This is a genomic window from Maledivibacter sp. (assembly GCA_025210375.1).
In the GTDB taxonomy this organism is placed as follows: Bacteria; Bacillota; Clostridia; order Peptostreptococcales; family Caminicellaceae; genus JAOASB01.
In genome coordinates this window covers 12,722-32,304 of record JAOASB010000033.1, presented here as the reverse complement: position 1 = coordinate 32,304, position 19,583 = coordinate 12,722, and the positions used below count along the sequence as shown (strand labels likewise).

General features: G+C 34.4%; 17 protein-coding genes. 15 read left to right on the top strand and 2 right to left on the bottom strand.

Going from position 1 to position 19,583, the window contains the following annotated elements; genetic code table 11:
- The first annotated feature begins 7 nt into the window (after window positions 1–7).
- From N4A68_11685 to N4A68_11665, 5 genes are all read left to right on the top strand, one after another.
- Window positions 8–280 (top strand): acyl carrier protein, encoded by a 273-nt coding sequence (locus N4A68_11685; GenBank protein ID MCT4564956.1) that lies wholly within the window; start codon window positions 8–10, stop codon window positions 278–280.
- Between the two features lie 94 nt (window positions 281–374).
- Window positions 375–1,532, top strand: a complete 1,158-nt coding sequence (locus tag N4A68_11680; protein MCT4564955.1) for a radical SAM protein — start codon at window positions 375–377, stop codon at window positions 1,530–1,532.
- Between the two features lie 40 nt (window positions 1,533–1,572).
- Entirely contained in the window at window positions 1,573–2,838 is a 1,266-nt protein-coding gene (gene fabD, locus N4A68_11675; GenBank protein MCT4564954.1) for an ACP S-malonyltransferase, read from the top strand.
- Between the two features lie 286 nt (window positions 2,839–3,124).
- Entirely contained in the window at window positions 3,125–4,228 is a 1,104-nt protein-coding gene (locus tag N4A68_11670) for a C39 family peptidase (protein ID MCT4564953.1), read from the top strand.
- 28 nt (window positions 4,229–4,256) lie between these two features.
- On the top strand, window positions 4,257–4,967 hold the full coding sequence (locus N4A68_11665) for a 4'-phosphopantetheinyl transferase superfamily protein (GenBank protein MCT4564952.1): 711 nt from the start codon (window positions 4,257–4,259) through the stop codon (window positions 4,965–4,967).
- Here N4A68_11665 and N4A68_11660 read toward each other — a convergent pair.
- Entirely contained in the window at window positions 4,948–6,678 is a 1,731-nt protein-coding gene (locus tag N4A68_11660) for a sigma 54-interacting transcriptional regulator (protein ID MCT4564951.1), read from the bottom strand. The genes N4A68_11665 and N4A68_11660 overlap by 20 nt on opposite strands.
- Window positions 6,679–7,086: 408 nt before the next feature.
- On the opposite strand from N4A68_11660, the gene N4A68_11655 reads away from it, so the two are divergent.
- The 9 genes from N4A68_11655 to N4A68_11615 all read left to right on the top strand — a co-directional run bounded on the left by N4A68_11655 (window position 7,087) and on the right by N4A68_11615 (window position 17,806).
- Window positions 7,087–7,881 carry an SDR family oxidoreductase gene (locus N4A68_11655; protein MCT4564950.1) on the top strand — a complete coding sequence of 265 codons (795 nt, stop codon included), beginning with the start codon at window positions 7,087–7,089 and terminating at the stop codon, window positions 7,879–7,881.
- A gap of 30 nt (window positions 7,882–7,911) precedes the next feature.
- The gene (gene gcvPA / locus N4A68_11650; GenBank protein ID MCT4564949.1) at window positions 7,912–9,315 is read left to right on the top strand and encodes an aminomethyl-transferring glycine dehydrogenase subunit GcvPA; all 1,404 of its coding nucleotides are present in this window, start codon (window positions 7,912–7,914) and stop codon (window positions 9,313–9,315) included.
- A gap of 26 nt (window positions 9,316–9,341) precedes the next feature.
- Complete coding sequence (gcvPB, locus tag N4A68_11645; GenBank protein ID MCT4564948.1) at window positions 9,342–10,913, top strand: aminomethyl-transferring glycine dehydrogenase subunit GcvPB; 1,572 nt, start codon at window positions 9,342–9,344, stop codon at window positions 10,911–10,913.
- 105 nt (window positions 10,914–11,018) lie between these two features.
- On the top strand, window positions 11,019–12,119 hold the full coding sequence (locus N4A68_11640; GenBank protein MCT4564947.1) for an ATP-NAD kinase family protein: 1,101 nt from the start codon (window positions 11,019–11,021) through the stop codon (window positions 12,117–12,119).
- A gap of 153 nt (window positions 12,120–12,272) precedes the next feature.
- Window positions 12,273–12,923, top strand: a complete 651-nt coding sequence (locus N4A68_11635; GenBank protein MCT4564946.1) for a response regulator transcription factor — start codon at window positions 12,273–12,275, stop codon at window positions 12,921–12,923.
- Entirely contained in the window at window positions 12,913–14,340 is a 1,428-nt protein-coding gene (locus N4A68_11630; protein MCT4564945.1) for a HAMP domain-containing histidine kinase, read from the top strand. Before N4A68_11635 ends, N4A68_11630 begins: the two co-directional genes overlap by 11 nt.
- Window positions 14,341–14,393: 53 nt before the next feature.
- Window positions 14,394–16,361 carry a hypothetical protein gene (locus N4A68_11625; GenBank protein ID MCT4564944.1) on the top strand — a complete coding sequence of 656 codons (1,968 nt, stop codon included), beginning with the start codon at window positions 14,394–14,396 and terminating at the stop codon, window positions 16,359–16,361.
- 414 nt (window positions 16,362–16,775) lie between these two features.
- Window positions 16,776–16,967, top strand: coding sequence for a hypothetical protein (locus tag N4A68_11620; GenBank protein ID MCT4564943.1), 192 nt, complete (start codon window positions 16,776–16,778; stop codon window positions 16,965–16,967).
- 317 nt (window positions 16,968–17,284) lie between these two features.
- A complete protein-coding gene (locus N4A68_11615) occupies window positions 17,285–17,806 on the top strand; it encodes a hypothetical protein (protein ID MCT4564942.1) in 522 nt (173 codons plus the stop codon).
- Window positions 17,807–17,837: 31 nt separating this feature from the next.
- On the opposite strand, the gene N4A68_11610 is transcribed toward N4A68_11615, so the two are convergent.
- Window positions 17,838–18,005: a hypothetical protein gene (locus N4A68_11610; GenBank protein MCT4564941.1), complete on the bottom strand. Its 168-nt coding sequence runs from the start codon at window positions 18,003–18,005 to the stop codon at window positions 17,838–17,840.
- 133 nt (window positions 18,006–18,138) lie between these two features.
- Here N4A68_11610 and N4A68_11605 point away from each other — a divergent pair, with 133 nt between their 5' ends.
- The gene (locus N4A68_11605; protein ID MCT4564940.1) at window positions 18,139–19,581 is read left to right on the top strand and encodes an aminotransferase class I/II-fold pyridoxal phosphate-dependent enzyme; all 1,443 of its coding nucleotides are present in this window, start codon (window positions 18,139–18,141) and stop codon (window positions 19,579–19,581) included.
- Window positions 19,582–19,583: the final 2 nt, after the last annotated feature.

The following is a 19,583-nucleotide window of genomic DNA, read 5'->3' as shown; positions in this document are numbered from 1 at the left end:
ATTTAAAATGTCAGAGGAAATCAGAAAAAGAGTAGTCAACATGCTAAAGGAATTTATAGGAGAGGATGAGGGGTTAGAAAATCTAGGACCCGATGATAGTCTATCGGCTATTGGTCTAAACTCTGTAACCTTTATGAGGGTTGTGATTGCTGCCGAGATGGAATTTGAGATTGAATGGGATGATAGGGATTTGAGCTATGGGAAATTTTCAACTATTAACAATATTACAAGCTATATTGAAAGCTCTATCAATAATAAAGCCGAACAAGCAAAGGCATAGGAATAATCTTTGGGTTTTAAAGTATGTTATAGGGATTTAAGTAGAGATAAACCCTATATAAAAATATAATTTAAAAATGAGGGTGAGTGAAACTATGTGGGTAAATCCAGGGGAATTAAGGGATGAAAGGCTTGTGGAGTATGTACGCAATCTAACTCCAAAGATAAAGCAGCTTACTTTACTACCAACGGAATTATGTAATTATCGTTGTAAAATGTGCCATGTCTGGGGGGAGACTGGATGGGCTAGAAAGGAACCAGAAAAAGCTATTAGTGAGCAGTTGGAAATAACTGTACTTAAGAGATTTATAGATGAAGTATTGGTAGAGAATAAAAATATTTCTGTTCTTCTTTCAGGGGGAGAGCCACTATTATATAAACACATCGTAGAATTAGGTCAGTACCTAAGGAGTAAAAAGTTGACCACCTATCTTTTGACTAATGGAACTTTAATTAAAGAGAATATTGATTTTATCTTGAATAACATTATTGGACTATGTCTTTCTATTGATGGACCAGAGAAATATCATGATTCCATAAGACAGGAAGGTAGTTTTCAAGAAATTTGTTCAAATCTAGAAGCTTTGATGAAAGAAAAAAAGAGGTTAAGGAAGCTGTTTCCTTATATACAAATTAATATGACAATATCCCAGTACAATTACGCAAGCGTTAAGGATTTTGTTAGAGAATTAAGGGAACGTTTTAAAGAAGAGAAGATAATAGTATATGATTCATCAACGAATCCATGGGCAAAGAAAAGGGATATAGCCATAAATTTTCAACCCTTGTATTTCACTACCAAGGAAAAGGGAATGGGATATTTAGCTCAGATGAAGGAGCTTGGTTGTGAATCTGCTTCTGGCTGGGAAGGCTTTTTAGAGGATGACCCAATTGATATTGATGCCGCTAGGTTAAAGAGGGATTTAGAGGATTTATGGAGAGCAGAGGGTATAGATTATTCAAACTTTATTGATGTATATAAGTATTTTACAGATATTAATGAGAATTTTGGTAAGTCAAAATGTATAGGCCCTTGGCATGAGCTAACCATACGTAGAACAGGGGATGTTTATCCCTGTGTTGATCTTCCAGACTATAAAATTGGAAATATATACGAAGCCTCATTTAAGGATATTTGGGAAGGAAATAAGCTGAAAAAATTCAGAGAGTTTTTAAAGAAAGAAAATCTTGAGATGTGTAATAGATGTACTCGTATATGGGCTGATCCAGATGCTTTTAATGGCCTATGGTAGGATGGTAAATAGAATATGAGATTTATTATGGGGTGACAAAGTGAAGAAAATTGCTTTATTATTTCCAGGCCAGGGTTCCCAATATGTTGGAATGGGAAAAAACCTCTTTGACAACCATATAGAGGCTAGAAGGGTTTTTGAGGAAGCGAGTGAGGCATTAGGATACGATATTAAGAAGCTGTGCTTTGAAGGGGATATGAAGAATCTAACCAAAACGGAAAATGCACAGCCGGCTATCCTTACAGTCAGTGTTGCCGCTTTTAGAATATATATGAAGGAAATAGGTATAAAACCCTTCTTAACCGCAGGCCATAGTCTTGGTGAATTTACTGCACTGACATGTGCTGAAAGCATAAGCTTTTTTGATTGTGTAAAAATCGTTAGGGACAGGGGCAGATTTATGCAGGAGGCCGTTGCCCTAGGCAATGGAAAAATGCTTGCGGTTTCAGATATACCTAAAGAAGTGGTTGAAGAGACCTGTGGGATGATGTTGGAATTGGGACATTCTGTATACATATCAAACTACAATTCGCCATCACAAATTGTAGTGAGTGGCTATAAAAATTCAGTAGAAGAATTAGAAAAGGTGCTTAAGGATAAGGGAGCAAGGACAATACCTCTAAGGGTTAGTGCCCCCTTTCATACCCCACTAATGGAGAGGGCAGCTGACAGACTCCATAATGAGTTAAAAAAATATTCCTTTAAGGCACCAAAGTGGCCAGTTATTGCAAATGTAAAGGCTATTCCATATAAGGATAGCAGTGAAATTATTGATAATCTAAAGGCTCAAACCATCTTACCGGTACGATGGTGGGATACCATAGAATATATGGATAAACAAGCTGTGGATACGGCTGTTGAAATTGGGCCTAATATGATACTGAAAGCATTGATGGATAAAGGTGGGACTGGTATAAAAGCCTTTGCATATGATAACAAATCAGATATGAGAAGTCTAGGGAGTGAAGTATCCTCCGGCGATTATGAATATGGTAAAGACACTGTCATAACTAGGGCCATGGCTATTGCAGTTTGTACTAAAAATAACAATTTGAACAATGATGAGTATAGAAAAGGAGTAATAGAGCCATATAGAGGGATAGAGTGTATACAGGAGGTTATTGAACAAGAAGAAAGAGGGCCTAGTATAGATGAGATGAAGCAAGCTTTAGAGATGCTTGTCAGTGTATTTAGTACAAAAAAAGTATCAGATGAGGAGCAAAGGGAAAGGTTTGAAGAACTATTCAGTGCCACAGGAACAAAGAGTATTCTTTATGAATTTTTAGAGTCTATAAGAAGGACTTAGGATATAAAGCTTTAATTCTACATGACACTATAAAAGTGTGCTGTTGAAAATTAATAAAAAGAACGCTCAATCCGACAAGAATTTAGAGAAAACTTTATCTTCAAGCTTTGAGAAAAATTCTAACGCTCCCGTGAGGCGTCCATGCCTCATGGTCGCTGAACTGACGTCCTATCAGTTCTACGAATTTTTCACAAATCTTTCAGATAGTTTTCTTACTAAATTCTTGAAGTCATTCTCTTTTCTTTTTATTAATTTTCTTAGTCAAATATATATAGGAGGTTGACGTATGGCTAATATGAAAGATACTGTAATATTGCCCTTAAAGGAGCCTCTTGTGAATACGTGGGCAGGAAACACATATTTATTTTCTATTATTCAAAATAACGAAGAGTCCTTTAAGTGGATTAACAATCTATTTATTCAGATTTTAGGGGTAGAGATGTTTGAGGATCAACCTCCAGACTTTCAATTTGTTCCGGGGGTTAACCCTTATTCTCCATATTATTTAGGTAATTCATGGGATATGTGCCCATATATAAACAAATATGCTTATCATCGAAAGTTTATAAAAAACAAATACCCGTCATTTACAGAGTATTTAATAGAATCCATAAATGAAGGTATATATAATTATGTGTTATTAGATCAATGCTTTCGTGGTGATGATAAAAGTAATGATTATATCCATCAAAGCTTAATTTACGGATATGATCTAAGGGAAAAGAAATTTTATATAGCCGATCACTTTAATGTTTCAAAATTTTCTTTTATGAAGGTGGATTTTGATGAGGTTGAAAGGGCTTTTAATAATGTGGACGAATTATTTAAAGGTAAGTTTAGTCCCCATAAGACCTTTCAAAGGGAGGTTAGCATAATACATGCAATAGAATTGCAGGAGTGCGATTATAGATTTGATAAGGAATTGTTTATAGGATTTTTAAAGGAATATTTACTACCTGAGAAAAGCTATGGACGTATGTATAGCTTATCCACTTTATTATATTTCGGTGAACTTGAGGATTGCTACAAGGAATATTATGGTATGGATTGCTATGAAATGCTTAAGAGATATTTAAACAAGCTAATGGAGGATGACAACAAGGTCTATAAGGACTTAAGGATTTTTAGCTTCTTGAAAGACCACAAAACCTTGATGCGGCATAGGGTAGAGTATTTGATAGAAAATAAAATCATAGATGAATCAAATAACCTTTTAGATAGGATAAGGGCTATAGAAGAAGATGCGGTGGTTATGCTAAATGTATTTTTAAAGTATTATCTATCAAATGATAACAAAAACGTCTCAAAAATAATCAAAGCTTTGGATAGTATTAAACAGCAGGAGAAAAAATTCATTGAAGACCTTATAGATATAATGGAGAAAAATTGAGGTTAAAGAAGGTCGAGGTTAAGCTAAGATGGAGATTTATGGTGTTAAAATTACTGGGGATATAGATGAATGTATATTTAAAAATGTTTTAAGTAATTTAGATGATGACAGAAAAGGGAGAATAACTAAAGCCTACTTTATTGATGATAAATACAGATTGATGTTGGCAGAGGTATTAATTAGGCTAATCATTATTAAAAAACTAGGCTTACAAAACAATTCAATAATATTTAAAAGGGGAAAAAATGGAAAGCCCTACTTGGAAAATGATCTTAACTTTAATTTTAATATATCCCACTCAGGTCATTGGGTTATATGTGCTATAAGTGATATAGCTATTGGAATAGACATAGAAGAAATACAGTCCATAGAATTTAAGGACATAGCCCATAGATTTTTTTCTCAAAAAGAAACAAGCTTCATCCTTGATAGTGATGAAGCTGTTAGACTTAAGAATTTTTATAGGATATGGACACTAAAAGAAAGCTATATAAAAGCCGATGGGCGAGGATTAGCTTTGCCATTAAAAGCATTTACAATTGATATTACCTCCGATGATAATTGTAAAGCTATCGATGTAGGGCTAAATAAAAGGCTTTATTTTAAAGAGTTTGATATAGACTGCAATTACACTATGGCTGCCTGCTCAAGGGATAATGATTTTCCAGATGAGATATCATTCATTAATCAAAATGAATTAATAAATGAATTTTTGAACTTTAACAATTATAATTTTTGAGCTTTCTATATAAGGTTCTAAGACCGATGCCTAGCTCCTTGGCAGCTAGGGTTTTTCCTTGAACATCCCAGCCGTGTTTATCTAGGGCAGCTATGATTGCTTCAAGCTCTGTATTTTGCACCTTGGCTTTGATTTTATGTGCATTTCCCCTTTTATTTTTCAAAAATCTCTCCGGAAGGCTGTGTAGATTTATAACCTTGGTTTCCTCAATGTTAACGCAGTATTCCACTATGTTTTCAAGCTCCCTAATATTCCCCGGCCAATCATGGGACATAAATAGGGACAGTACCTCATTGGAGAATTTGATAATTTTTTTTCCAAGCTTTGAATTATATTGATTTAAAAATTCTTTAGCCAAAGTTTCAATATCACTTTTTCTTAATTTTAAGGGAGGTAAATCTATAGGAATAACATTTAATCGATAAAAAAGGTCGGATCGAAATTCTTTTTTCTGTACCATTTCTTCAATATCTTTATTAGTCGCAGCTATGATCCTAACATCTATTGGAATAGAGGTGATTCCTCCAACTCTTTCTATTAAATTTTCCTGTAGCACCCCTAAAAGCTTAGCCTGCATGGCCATAGGCATTTCCCCTATTTCATCTAAAAATAGAGTGCCTCCTGAAGCCAGTTCAAAGCGTCCGGGTTTTCCGCCTTTTTTGGCACCGGTAAAAGCCCCTTCCTCATAACCAAACAGTTCACTTTCAAAAAGGGTTTCGGGTATGCTGGCACAATTAACTGAAATAAAGGGACTCTTTGAACGATTGCTTATATGATGGATAGCTTTAGCCAGAAGACCTTTACCCGTACCAGTTTCACCAGTTATTAACACAGTGGAAGAACTATTTGCGATTTTTTTAACCTTAGATTTTAGGTCTTGCATTGTTTTACTATTTCCCTTTATGATGTCCAAGGATATTTTTGGCTTATCATCAATATTTTTTTTGTTTAAAAGGGTCAATTTCTTTTGACTTATATGTATTACAGCTCCTGAAATTTCACTGCCATTTTTAATGGGAATGGTAGATACGTTAGCATAAAAGTTGTCAATTTTCACACGCTTATTTGCCATAGCTTCTCCAGCTAATATCCTATCAATCATTTTATGGGGAAGCAGTTGAAAGATAGATTTTGTGTAGAAATTACAAAATGAAAATAGATTGAAGGCCGGAGGGTTCATATGGGTCACTATGCCACTACTATCAATAGTTAGTAAAGCATCCACCGATAAATCCAAAACTCCCTGAAGGGTTTTCTCTAGGTTTTTAAATTCGTTCCTTTTATGCTTTTGGAATACAATATTAGAGATCAAATCCGTGACAATATTTAGGATTTCAATGTAGACATTCGTATTCTTTGTTATCCTATCGTGGCCTTCCTTTGAAAAAGAAGTCAAAGTAATGACTCCAATTGGTTCATCATCCAGCTTAATGCTGTTTAGGATTTCTATAGTTGCTGGACAATGCTCCCTAAATCTACAGCCAATACAGGATTTCATATAGCCTGGCTTATTAACTAAGACATTGTCATTTATAAGAACCTCTTTTATTGAAGGGGCATGTACAGTTTTACCCTTGTGATGTAGATAGGATTCGGTGCTTGTTACCAATTGACTTTGTATGTCAAAGACAGCGGCATCAACATTTATAATGCTACTTATTGTACTAATCACTGTTTGTAAATCCTCTTTGAACTCTTGAAGCAAAATCATATAAAACACCTCAAAATAGATTATTTTACAGCTATAAAGAATTAAATACAAAAAAGTAAAAATATTCTCACTAATAATTATAAAACAATATGTCCAAACTGACAAATAAAATGACAATAGTGGCAAATGTTTTTTAGAAAATTTAGATTCTTCAAAAGTTATTAAGATATTTCATGTGATTAGGTTGTAAGTTTTCATATAAGTAACAGATATAGATATTGAAAACACAGGAATTTAAAGAAAAATCAAATTATTATTATAAAGTTGATTTATTTGGCACGAAAAATGCTTAATAGATAAAGTAAGAAGAAAAAAGATTAGTAATATAGAATAAAGGGGAGGTGCTTGTCAGTTACAAAGAACTTTTAAATATAATGATGACTTTAAATATAGTTAGGGGGATTTGAGATGTTACAAAAAAAGGATTTTCTATCTTTAGAGGGTAAGGTTGCGGTGATTACAGGGGCAGCATCGGGTATTGGATTAGGTGTATCTCAGCTTTTATCAGCATATGGAGCTGTTGTGGCAATGCTTGATGTAAGCCCAAGTGGAGACGAAGAGGCTGAAAAAATTACACAGGAGGGAAGAGTTGCGAAGTTTTATAAATGTGATGTCACCTCAATTAAAGAAGTAGAAGCCACAGTACATGCTATAAAAGAGAAATTTGGACGTATAGATATCTTGTTTAATAATGCCGGAGTAACAGTTAGAAAAACCGTTGTGGATTTAGAGGAAAAGGAATGGGATTTTGTTTTAGATGTAGGGCTAAAGGGAACCTTCCTATTATCTAAATTTGTTATCCCTGTAATGGCTGAGGGCGGTGGAGGAAGTATAATCAATACCGGCTCTGGCTGGGGATTAAAGGGTGGAGATGAGGCGGCTGCCTATTGTGCAGTAAAGGGTGGTATTGTTAATTTAACCCGTGCCATGGCTATAGATCATGGCCCACAAAATATTCGTGTGAACAGTGTCAACCCAGGTGATACAGATACAGCAATGCTTAGGGATGAAGGAGTACAAACGGGAATCGTAGTAGATGAAAAATCTAGGGATAAGTATCTAGAGGAATGTGGCACAGATAGACCATTAAAAAGAATTGGTATGCCAGAGGATATTGCAAATGCAGTACTATTCCTTGCAAGTGAACTTTCAAGCTGGGTTACTGGATCGGCTTTAGTTGTAGATGGTGGAGGAATAGCATAATAATCTAGGTTAAAATAGGAGGGAAAATTTATGACTATAAATGGATTCAAAAATCATCCATATATCCCAAACTCTGTACCAGAGGTACAGCAGGAGATGTTAAAGGAACTGGGATTAAATTGTTTAGAGGATCTTCACGAAGAAGTTCCAGAGGCAATAAAACTTAAGGAAAACATGAATTTGCCAAAGGCCTTTAGGTCTGAATATGAGCTAAAGAGACACGTTGAAGGATTACTATCTAAGAATAAAACTTGCAAGGAAAATCTCAACTTTCTAGGAGCGGGATGCTGGCAGCATTATGTTCCCGCTATATGTGATGAAATAAACTCAAGGGGAGAATTTCTAACAGCCTATGGGGGAGAGGCCTATAATGATTTTGGAAGATTCCAAGCCCTATTTGAATACCAAAGCTTAGTTGCTGAGTTAGTTGATATGGATGTAGTAAATGTTCCAACTATGGATTGGCCCCAGGCAGCGGCTACTTCTGTAAGAATGGCATCTAGAATTACAGGAAGAAAAGAAGCCTTGGTTCCAAAAACCATGGATAGAGAGAAATTCTTAATAATGAAGAACTATTGTGGACCAGATATTACTTTGATAGAGGTTGATTATAACAGGGAAACTGGACAATTAGATTTGGCAGATTTAAAGAATAAGCTTTCTGATAAAACTGGGGCAGTATATTTCGAGAATCCTTCCTTTCTAGGATTTATAGAAGAAAATGGTCAAGAGATATCGGATATGGCCCATGAAGCTGGAGCGATAAGTGTAGTAGGAGTTGACCCGAGTTCATTGGGAGTATTAGCTCCACCAGCTCAATATGGAGTAGATATAATATGTGGGGATTTACAGCCCTTAGGTATGCATATGAACTATGGCGGGGGACAATCTGGCTTTATGGCTACCCGTGACGAAGAAAAGTATGTGATGGAGTTTCCTTCTCGTATTTTTGGGATTGCACCTACAAGTGTTGAGGGAGAATATGGATTCGGTGACGTTGCCTATGATAGAACATCCTTTGGACATCATAGAGAGCATGGCAAGGAATATGTTGGTACACAATCGGCTTTATGGGGAATCACAGCGGGTGTTTATTTAGCAACAATGGGATCAAAGGGTATGGAGGAATTAGGTCAAACAATAATGCAAAAATCCCAATATGCTATAAAAAGATTAAATGAAATAAAGGGTGTCAAGGGATCATTATTCAACGGCACAAGTTTTAAGGAATTTGTTGTTGACTTTAATGGAACAAACAAGACAGTGAAAGAAATCAATAGACTTTTAATGGAAAAAGGAGTTTTCGGTGGTAAGGATTTATCAGTAGATTTTCCGGAGCTTGGACAAAGTGCTTTGTATTGTGTAACTGAAATCCATGCAAAGACCGATATCGATAGATTGGTTACGTCAATAGAAGAAGTTTTGAGTATCTAAGCTAGGTATAGAAAGGAAGGATTTAGATGAAAAGAATTAATAGAGATTTTAAAGTAAGAAATTTTCATCAGGCCAAGTGGGATGAGCCAATCATATTTGAATTAAGTAAAAAGGGTGAACGGGGCGTATTAGTTCCCCAGGCTGAAGAAGAGATCGCTGAGGCTGTTGGCGATGGAGTATCTAGAATACCAGAGCATATGAGAAGAAAGACAGGGGCTAAGCTTCCTGAAATATCTCAACCAAGGGTATTAAGGCATTATATGCGATTATCACAGGAAACCCTAGGGGCCGATGTTAATATAGAAATCGGGCAAGGAACTTGTACAGTAAAATACAGTCCAAAGGTAAATGAGCTATTAGCTAAACTACCTGGGATAACCGAAGTACATCCACTACAGGATGAGAGTACAGTTCAAGGAATATTAGAGATTATATACAAGACGGATCTTTATATGAGAGAAATATCTGGTATGGAGAGATTTACATTCCAACCAAGTGGTGGAAGCCAAGGGGTTCTAACTATTGCCTCCATAGCAAGGGCTTACTTTGAAGAAAGAGGAGAAGCTGATAAAAGAGACGAGATAATTACAACCATATATTCCCATCCTTCCGATGCAGCGGCTCCGGCTGTTAAAGGCTATAAAATCATATATATACATCCCGATGAAAATGGATATCCGGATTTTGAAGCATTTAAGGAGGCTGTAAGCGAAAGAACGGCTGCCTTTATCGTAGCAAATCCTGAGGACACTGGGGTATACAATCCAAGGGTACAGGAATTTACAGATTTGGTTCATAGATTTGGAGGACTATGCGGATATGACCAAGCAAATGCAAATGGGTTATTGGGCGTAACTAGGGCAAAGGAAGCTGGATTTGATATGTGCTTCTTCAATCTGCATAAGACCTTCTCAACTCCCCATGGCTGTGGTGGCCCCGCAACGGGAGCAACAGGAGTTACTAAGGAATTAGAAAGATACCTTCCTGCTCCATTAATCGATTATGATGGCAGTAAGTATTTCTTGAACTATGGGATAACAAATAATCCATTTAGTATTGGTAAGGTTAGATTATTTAATGGCGTTGCACCTGTTATCTTAAAGGCATATTCTTGGATTATGAGTATGGGAGCAGAAGGACTATATGAAGTTGCTAAGGTTGCGGTACTTAATAATAATTACTTATTTAAAAAACTTATGGAAATTGAATGTGTAGATGCCCCATACATTAAGGGTAAGCAACGTATAGAACAGGTTAGATATACTATAGAGAAATTGACACAGGATACAGGCATCACATCGGGGGATATTCAACGTAGGATGATGGACTTTGGAATGCATTACTGGACTAGTCACCATCCATACTATATTCCCGAGCCTATGACCTTAGAACCAACTGAAACTCCATCCAGGGAAGACCTTGATGAATATATTGAGACATTAAAGCATGTATTCAAGGAAGCCTATGAAAATCCAGAAATAATAAAAACTGCACCCCATAGAAGTGTATGCCACCAGGTCGATGAATCAGGAATGGATGATCCTAATGAATGGGCTATTACTTGGAGGAGTTATTTAAAGAAATCCGCCGTTGATTAAGTAAGTTGGATGATGGAGAAGCCACATGTCTCTTCTCTAGGGAGCTAAAGGTTTATCTTAAATAGTTGTATTTAATAATTATAAAGGGTGATAGAAGTGAAAAAAATGGGGCTGATTATAAATCCAATTGCAGGAATGGGTGGAAGAGTTGGTTTGAAGGGTACCGATGGCGTAGCTGAGAGAGCCTTAGAGCTTGGTGCCCTTCCCAGGGCCCCAGAAAGAGCTAAAAAAGCACTTGAAGCCCTTAAGGAAATCAGGGATGAAATAGAGATTATTACCTATTCCGGTGATATGGGAGAAAATCAAGCTAGGGAATGTGGTTTTAAAGTAAGGGTAATTGGGAATATGGAAAATAGATATACAACTTCACAGGATACCATTAATGGGGCAAAAAAAATGCTAAGGGAAGAGGTGGATTTAATTCTCTTCGCAGGAGGCGATGGAACTGCTAGGGATATTTATAATGCAGTTGGGCAGAAAGTAGTTGTGATAGGTATACCGGCAGGGGTAAAGATTCATTCCCCTGTTTATGCCCAAAGTCCCTTAAAGGCTGGGGAATTAGCAAAGCTATATCTTACTGAAAGGGTTAAATTAGTAAGTGAAGTAGAGGTTATAGATATAGATGAGGAGGCCTATAGAAGGGGAAGTGTTAAAACAAGGCTGTATGGATATCTAAATATACCCTTTGAAAAAAAATATATGCAAAATCGCAAAGCAGGCACCCCATTAAGTGAAAAAGCTACACAAAATGTTATTGCATTAGATGTTATCGATAATATGAAGGAAGATGTACTTTATATAATTGGACCGGGATCTACAACAAGACCTATTATGGAAAATCTAAAGCTTCCATATACACTTTTAGGTGTAGATATTGTATTTAACAAGAAAATTGTTGGATTAGATGTTACAGAGAAGGAATTATTAAAACATATTTCAAATAGGCCAAGTAAATTAGTGATAACCCCCATAGGTGGCCAAGGCTATTTATTTGGGCGGGGCAATCAGCAGATCAGTCCTGAGGTTATAAAGCTTGTGGGTAAAAAGAATATTATTGTAGCTGCAACGAAGGAGAAAATAAGTAAATTGCAAGGTAAGCCTTTTCTTATAGATACGGGTGATACCCATATAGATCAAATGCTAGGGGGATATATTAGAGTAATCACTGGATATAAGGAACAGATGATATATAAGGTAAAGCCATAAAAATTTATTATGTTTACAGAAAATAAGCCAGAAGAAACCTGAACTGGCTTATTTTTATGTTAAGAATATTGTCTACCTTTACCATGATTGATATACTGAAGTAGAAATCTATACCATGAAATAGAATTCTAGAAAAAGAAGAGGGTCTATATTATGATAAACATTTTAATTGTGGAAGATGAAGAAGCCATTTCAGAATTTATAAAACTAAATCTTTCCATGGTAGGCTACAATACATATCAAGCCTTTGATGGTAAAGAGGCCGTACATATATTGGGAAGGAATCATATTGATCTAGTTTTATTAGATATTATGCTTCCTGAGCTTGATGGTTATGAGCTGCTGCCTAGGATAATAAAGAAGGATATTCCGGTTATATTAGTTACTGCTAAGGATGGATTAGAGGATAGGGTTATGGGACTAAATCTAGGGGCCGATGATTATATAACTAAACCCTTTGAGGGAATAGAACTATTAGCTAGGATAAATGCTCTCCTTAGAAGAATAGGAAAGCAAGCTAATAAAAGAAGCTTTGATGATGTTGAAGTTTTTATGGATCAAAGAAAGGTATTAAAATCTGGAAATGAAATAGATTTAACATTTAAAGAGTTTGATCTACTAACAGTACTGTTAGAGCATAAGGGATTGGCATTATCGAGGGAAAAACTATTACAGCTGGTTTGGGATTATGACTTTGAGGGAAGCACTAGGACGGTTGACATTCACATACAGAGACTTAGGAGTAAGCTATGTACTGAGAGAATCAAGACGGTTTATAAGGTGGGGTATAGGCTTGAAGATTAGAATTAAATTTAGGTGGAAGATATTTATACTAACAATAAGCATATACATAATTTCTTTAGGGGTTATAGGTGTAATAATCACTGAAAATAATTATCATAGATCCTTAAGAAATGAAATAAGACAGGCATTGAGAGAAGAAGAAAATATCAATGATACAGCCACCTTGTATATAAGAATAAATCAGCAGCTAGGGAATAAAAAAATGAATATCGAAAGATACAGCAGCAGGTTGATAGATATGTTTAAATTAGAAAATACTGATATAGCAATATTTAATCAACAATTAGCCTTAAAATCCTCTACAATATCCATTAAGCAGGATTTAATACAGGATGGATTAATGGAGGCTGTAAAGGGGAAAAAGAATTACATATTGAAATGGATAGATAATAAGCATTATTTGCTAATTACTGATTATATAGTGATAGAAGAAGAAAAGCTTATATTAACATTTCTACAGGATATCTCTGATATAGATGTGCAAAGACAAGATCAGTATAGATTTTTCACTACTGTAGGTATGGTAGGTCTTATAATAGTAGCCATAGTTACAAGGGCCATGGGTAAGATTATAATAAGACCCATTGCGAATCTTAAAATGGCTTCTAGAGAAATAGCCTCTGGGAATTATCACGATAGATTAAGGATAAATGATAACGACGAGATAGGTCAGCTTGGAGTACAGTTTAATATAATGGCCGATGAAATAGAAAAGAAAGTTAATGAACTCAGAGAGGAAGCCGAAAGAAAGCAAAAATTTATTGATAATCTTACCCACGAACTACGTACTCCCCTTACTTCAATAATAGGTTACTCCGATACCCTTATGAATATTAAATATGATGAAAAAGTATTCTATAGAGCTTTAAGCTTCATAAATATGGAAGGTAACAGAATGATCAAAATGGTCAATCAGTTGATGAATCTAATTTTACTTAGGAAAGATACATTTGATATGAAGGAAGAGGATTTAAAAGTAGTATTAGAGGATGTAGAGAAAGTCCTAGCTGGAAAAGCTGAGTCAAGGAATATGAATATTAAGATAATAGGTGAAAATATAAAAAGAAAAATTAATAGGGATTTATTTAAAGGAATGATAATAAATTTACTTGATAATGCCATAAATGCTTCAAAGGCTGGAGATGAAATCATCATAGGAATAGAGTCGAATAGTGATTATGACATGATTTTTGTTAAGGATACAGGTATAGGAATGGATACTAAACATATAAGGAAAGTGATCCAGCCCTATTATAGAGTTGACAGGTCTAGAAGTAGAAAAAGTGGAGGTGCGGGACTAGGTCTATCGCTGTGTAATGAAATTATAAAGGTGCATGGAGGAAAAATAGATATTGATAGCACTAAGGGAAGGGGAACTACAGTAAATATTATATTTTACAAGTCTGTTACAAGTTAGAAAAACCTTTGAAAAGAAAGGATGATAGATTGTAATAGAGGGAAGGTGATAAATTGAAGAAGAATAGGAGATTGATGTTAGGTGCTTTAGTTATTCTGAATTTACTATTTCTAATTTTTTATGGATGTCGCCCAGGGGATATAGAGGATAATAAGCTATATGTGGTTGAAGAAGATGATAATAAAAAGAATACAGAAGTTGAAGATACATTAGATGGCACAAAATCAGTTAATAATGAAATACAAACAGAAGGAATGGACCGATTTATTCAAGATGATATGAAACCAGGTATATACAAGGAAGTTTATGATACTTTAGCTAATATGAATTTGAAAAAGAACAGGATGATACCCTTAACAGTTCCAAAGGATGGTAAAACCATATTTGCCATGGAACTGGTATCCGATGGATTGACTGATATTGCAAGATGGCGGCTTAGTTCCAGCAATGAGGGATTGATTATTAAGGGAAAATCCGAAAGAAAGGTAAATCTATATAAAGTTGATCTAGATAAAAAAGTAGCTAAAGGGATATCTCCACATATTGATTTTATATCCTCAGTAAAATGGAATAATGAGGGGAATCAAGTGGCGTTTCTTAGTGGCAGGAAATTAATTGTATATGACCTAGATGAAGAGAGATTACTTTTTGAAGATATTGAAAGGGATGGAGTGACATACTTTAACTGGTCATATGATGGAAAAAAAATATATACAGAGGGTATGAACCTTGTAAATAGTAGTATTTATTATATAGATTCTGAAAAGCTTGTAGAAGCATATGAAACCAAGGAAAACTTATATTATAAGGGTAAACTTGACGAGAATTATTATTTTGCAACCCTACAGGAAATAGATGAATCTAAATTAAAATATGGTGGGGCTCCTGAATATAGAACTATTATCGTTGATAAGGAAGGCAATATGATAAAAGAGCTTGTAGGAGGAAGATTTAGAGATGCCTATAAAAGATCAATACTACAGGCAGGCTTGTCGGCATTTGGATTGTACTATTATCCAGATATAGAGAGAATGGAGGATGTGAAAATTCTCACGGAAGAATATGTCTACGATGCAAAGTTTGTTGAGGATGGAAAAATCGCTTATATTGTAGAAGATAAAGAAAATATTGAAGGGAATGGCTTTCTTCTTCATATCGTCGATAAAGAAGGAAATGAGATAAATAAATATGACATTTCCTCAAGCAAGATATTTGTCACACCAGAGGGTGAAACTGGAATTTTATCAGCCAATTATTATCACGATATGAATTTTAATAACTATAAAATGTCAGATATTAAGCTACAAAAAAATAACCCTGAAGAATTAATAGATACATCAGAAAAGGAATTAGGGGAAGTATTTAAAACAATTAGGGGCGCAATGGATATATACTTAAAACTCCAAATAAATACAGAAGCAGACTATAAAGCCCTAGAAAAATATTTTATTAATATTCCGGAGCTAGAACAAGCAGCAGCCCTTGATATGGAGCTAATGTGTAAAGATACAAAAGAGGATAAGGCCCGCTTAACTAGGCCCTACACCATTACATTATCCTTAGATAAAATCTATATAGATGATTCTCAAAATAAAGCATGGGCAAGGGTAAAAGCATCAGTTCACAATTCTGAAGGATCGGGGATGGGTCAAGGGCTTCCACTTGAACTAATAAAGAAGGATGATAGATGGTATGTCATGGGAATCAGCACCTTTCCAAATTCAAAGAAGGCCAAGGAAGTAAGAAAATTAGCTGCAAAATATATTGAGAAGATAAAGAAGGGCACATTATATAATGGCAAGCTTAAGGGGAAAGATATAGAAATAGTTCAGATACAGTTTTGGACTATGAGTGAGCCACACCTTTCCGACAATATAGATTATGCTAATTATAGTAAAGTATATATTAAAGTAAAGGAAAATGAAAAACAAACTATATATAAAATGATTTTAAATAATAAAGATTATAGGGACTGGAAACCTAAAATAATAACAAATGAGAGATTAGGTAGGTTCTTTTAAAAATAAAACCCATAAATATCCTTTTAAGCCAGGATATTTATGGGTTTTTTATTCATATGGAGAATAAATTAAGGTTTTGACTGTAATATCTATAAAGCATAGGAAAATTTACCTACAAGTTGTGGATAAGTCTGAACACCTCATAAATCAAGTGATGATCTACCTTTCAGAGGGTTATGGAGAAGAATAGCTTTTACTTATTCACAATTTTTCCACAATTCTGTCGAATATATATAGTGTTATAAAATTTTATCAACAACTATATGGTGTGTTTTAGTATAATGAATTCTACATTTAAAGACAAAAACACATGAAATAGTACAAAAGAACTAAGGTTTCGATGAAGGAGATTTCAAATAAATATAGAATAAATAGTTATATGAAAATAATTTAGTTTAAAGGAATGGTGAGACTATGGCTGTTTTAAAAACATCCCTCAGAATAGTATTCTTGATATTATTATGTTTGCCAATTGCTTACATTCAGTTTTATATAGTAAAAAGTACAGCCGATGAAGTGATGAATAGTGATAAAAAAAAGTCATCCAAATCTGATGGTAAGCAAAATGATTATTATACAAAAGAATACTTAAAGATCGCAAAATAGTCTACAATAGAAATTATGTAGATTATTTTTTTTTAGAAATATTAAATGGAATAGCTGAAACTACCTAAAAAGTTGTAATTATTTGAGATTAATGATAATATGTTATTAAAGATAAACAACTTCAAGGTTTAATATATTTTAAGTCTTAATGTTGTTTATCAATGATAGAGCAAATTGCATAATTACCTTCTGTAAAAATCATCTACTATATATATTATGCAACTTTCTCAATAATAATTTTTTTAGATAAAACTGGATCGAATGATGGCTTTGATATTTCAAATATTTACTACAAAATATAAGTAGGGAGTTTTTTTATGTCACCAATATTTAAGCAAACGGTAAGGAAAAAGAATATAAGTTTTTGGAAAATATTGGCTATGATTGTTGTTACTGTTGTGATAATGAATGTAGCTATTGATTTTTTCAGCCGGTATGGGGCATCATATGGAAGTGTAGCTGCAATGCTATCCCTTATCCTATGTTCTATAATTTGTGGATATATATTGTATAAGAACTTAGCCTTTTATAACTATAGAATAATAGAAGATGAATTAATGGTGGAAAGAGTTATAGGTAGATCAAATCACGTATTCTTCCATATTAAACCTAAGGATGTTGTCAGCCTTAAACCATACGATGAATCCGATGAGACCTTTAAGGATATAAAAGAGTATAGATTTGTTATAGATAATGATAAGAACAACTGGTATTCCATTGAATTTTTAAAAGAGAATAAAACCTACAGACTTATTTTTGAACCAAATGAGGCTTTTTTGAATGCTTTAAAACGTAATTTTGAGGAGACTAAAAAAAACGAAGGGGTTATTAGCTCTTAAGCTATTAACCCTTTAAAATTTTTAGTTTCCTTTAAAGCTTTAGATTATTATCATCAGCTTTTTTTTTGAGTTCCTCCCGGATTGTTTTTATATCCTTTTCACTTATATTAAGTAAATAAGCGATTTCTGTGTCACTTCTATGGGGAGAATATGTATAAATAAAATCTTTTAAAGTAGTTATAGGAGTATAGCCTTTCATTTACACCCTCCTTTAAGATATAATTAATATATGATATATATAGGAATGCTGTATATTAAGATTATTCCCAAATCGTAGAAAAAATTGCAAAATTATAAATATTTATAAAATTCTTTGAAGGGAAGGGGTATCTTTGAAAAAACCCGTTATTCTGAAAGAATTAGAAGGACTTTCAAGAAGAAATATGATTTCATTTCATGTCCCTGGCCACAAAGGTGGGAAAATATTCAAAAAATATAATTTAGAGAGAATTGAGAATATAGGTAAATTTGATATTACAGAAATACCTGGATCAGATAATTTACATGCACCGGAGGGAATGATAAAGGAAGCACAGGAAAGGGCCAAGGATTTTTATGGTGGAGATCATACCTTTTTTCTAGTTAATGGAACTACTTCAGGTATTATTTCTATGATAATGGCTGCTACAAATCCCGGAGATAAAATAATAGTGCCAAGGGATTGTCATAAATCTGTTATAAGTGGAATGATACTTGGAGGGGTAGAACCTATTTATGTTAAGCCCCAAATATGTTCTAAGCTGTTTTTAAGTATGGCTATCACTGCTGAAGCTATTGAAGGTGCAATAAAAGACAATCCCGATGCAAAGGCGGTCCTTATAACATATCCAAATTATTATGGAATATGTAGTGATATAGAAAAAATAGCTGAAATAGTTCATAACAATAATAAGATATTGCTTGTGGACGAAGCCCATGGAGCCCATCTTAAGCTGAGTGAGGACCTTCCTATATCAGCCTTGGATGCAGGCGCGGATATAGTTGTTCATAGTACCCATAAGACATTACCCTCCCTCACCCAAAGCTCTATGCTTCATGTCAAGGGTAAAAGAATAGATATTGATAAGCTTAAATTTATGCTATCATTAAATCAAAGTAGTAGTCCATCATATTTGCTCATGGCGGCCTTAGATATGGCAGTAAATATAGTGGCTGAAGAAGGAAATTACTTGATGCAAAAGCTCATAGGCAATATTAAGGATTTTAGAGAAGCTATAGATAAAACTGAGGGATTAGATATCTTTTCTAAGGAAATCATAGGAAGCTACGGTGTGAAGGATATAGATATCACAAAGCTTACTATCAATATGAAGGAAATAGGTATTGATGGCATTAAGCTTGAAGAAATTCTAAGGGAAAAGTACAGTATTCAAGTTGAGATGGCCGATATATATAATGTACTTGCAGTATCTTCTATAGCAAATGATAAGCATGACTTTGAAAGGCTAGCTAGGTCTCTCAAATCAATACATGACGATAGAAGGATTGCCCATAAGAAAAATGAGATGCCGGAATTTAGCTTCATGATTCCTAAGGTAGAGCTTTTACCTAGGGATGCTGTGTATAGGGAGAAAAAAAGTATACCCTTTATCCAGAGCGGTGGAAGAATTAGTGGAGAATATATAATACCCTATCCACCGGGAATTCCTTTGGTTTGTCCTGGTGAAGTGATTAGTCAAGAAATAATAGAATATGCTAAGATACTTAAGGGTTTAGAAATAAATATAATTGGAACAAGTGATAGGTCTTTAAATACAATAAATGTCATAAAATAGAG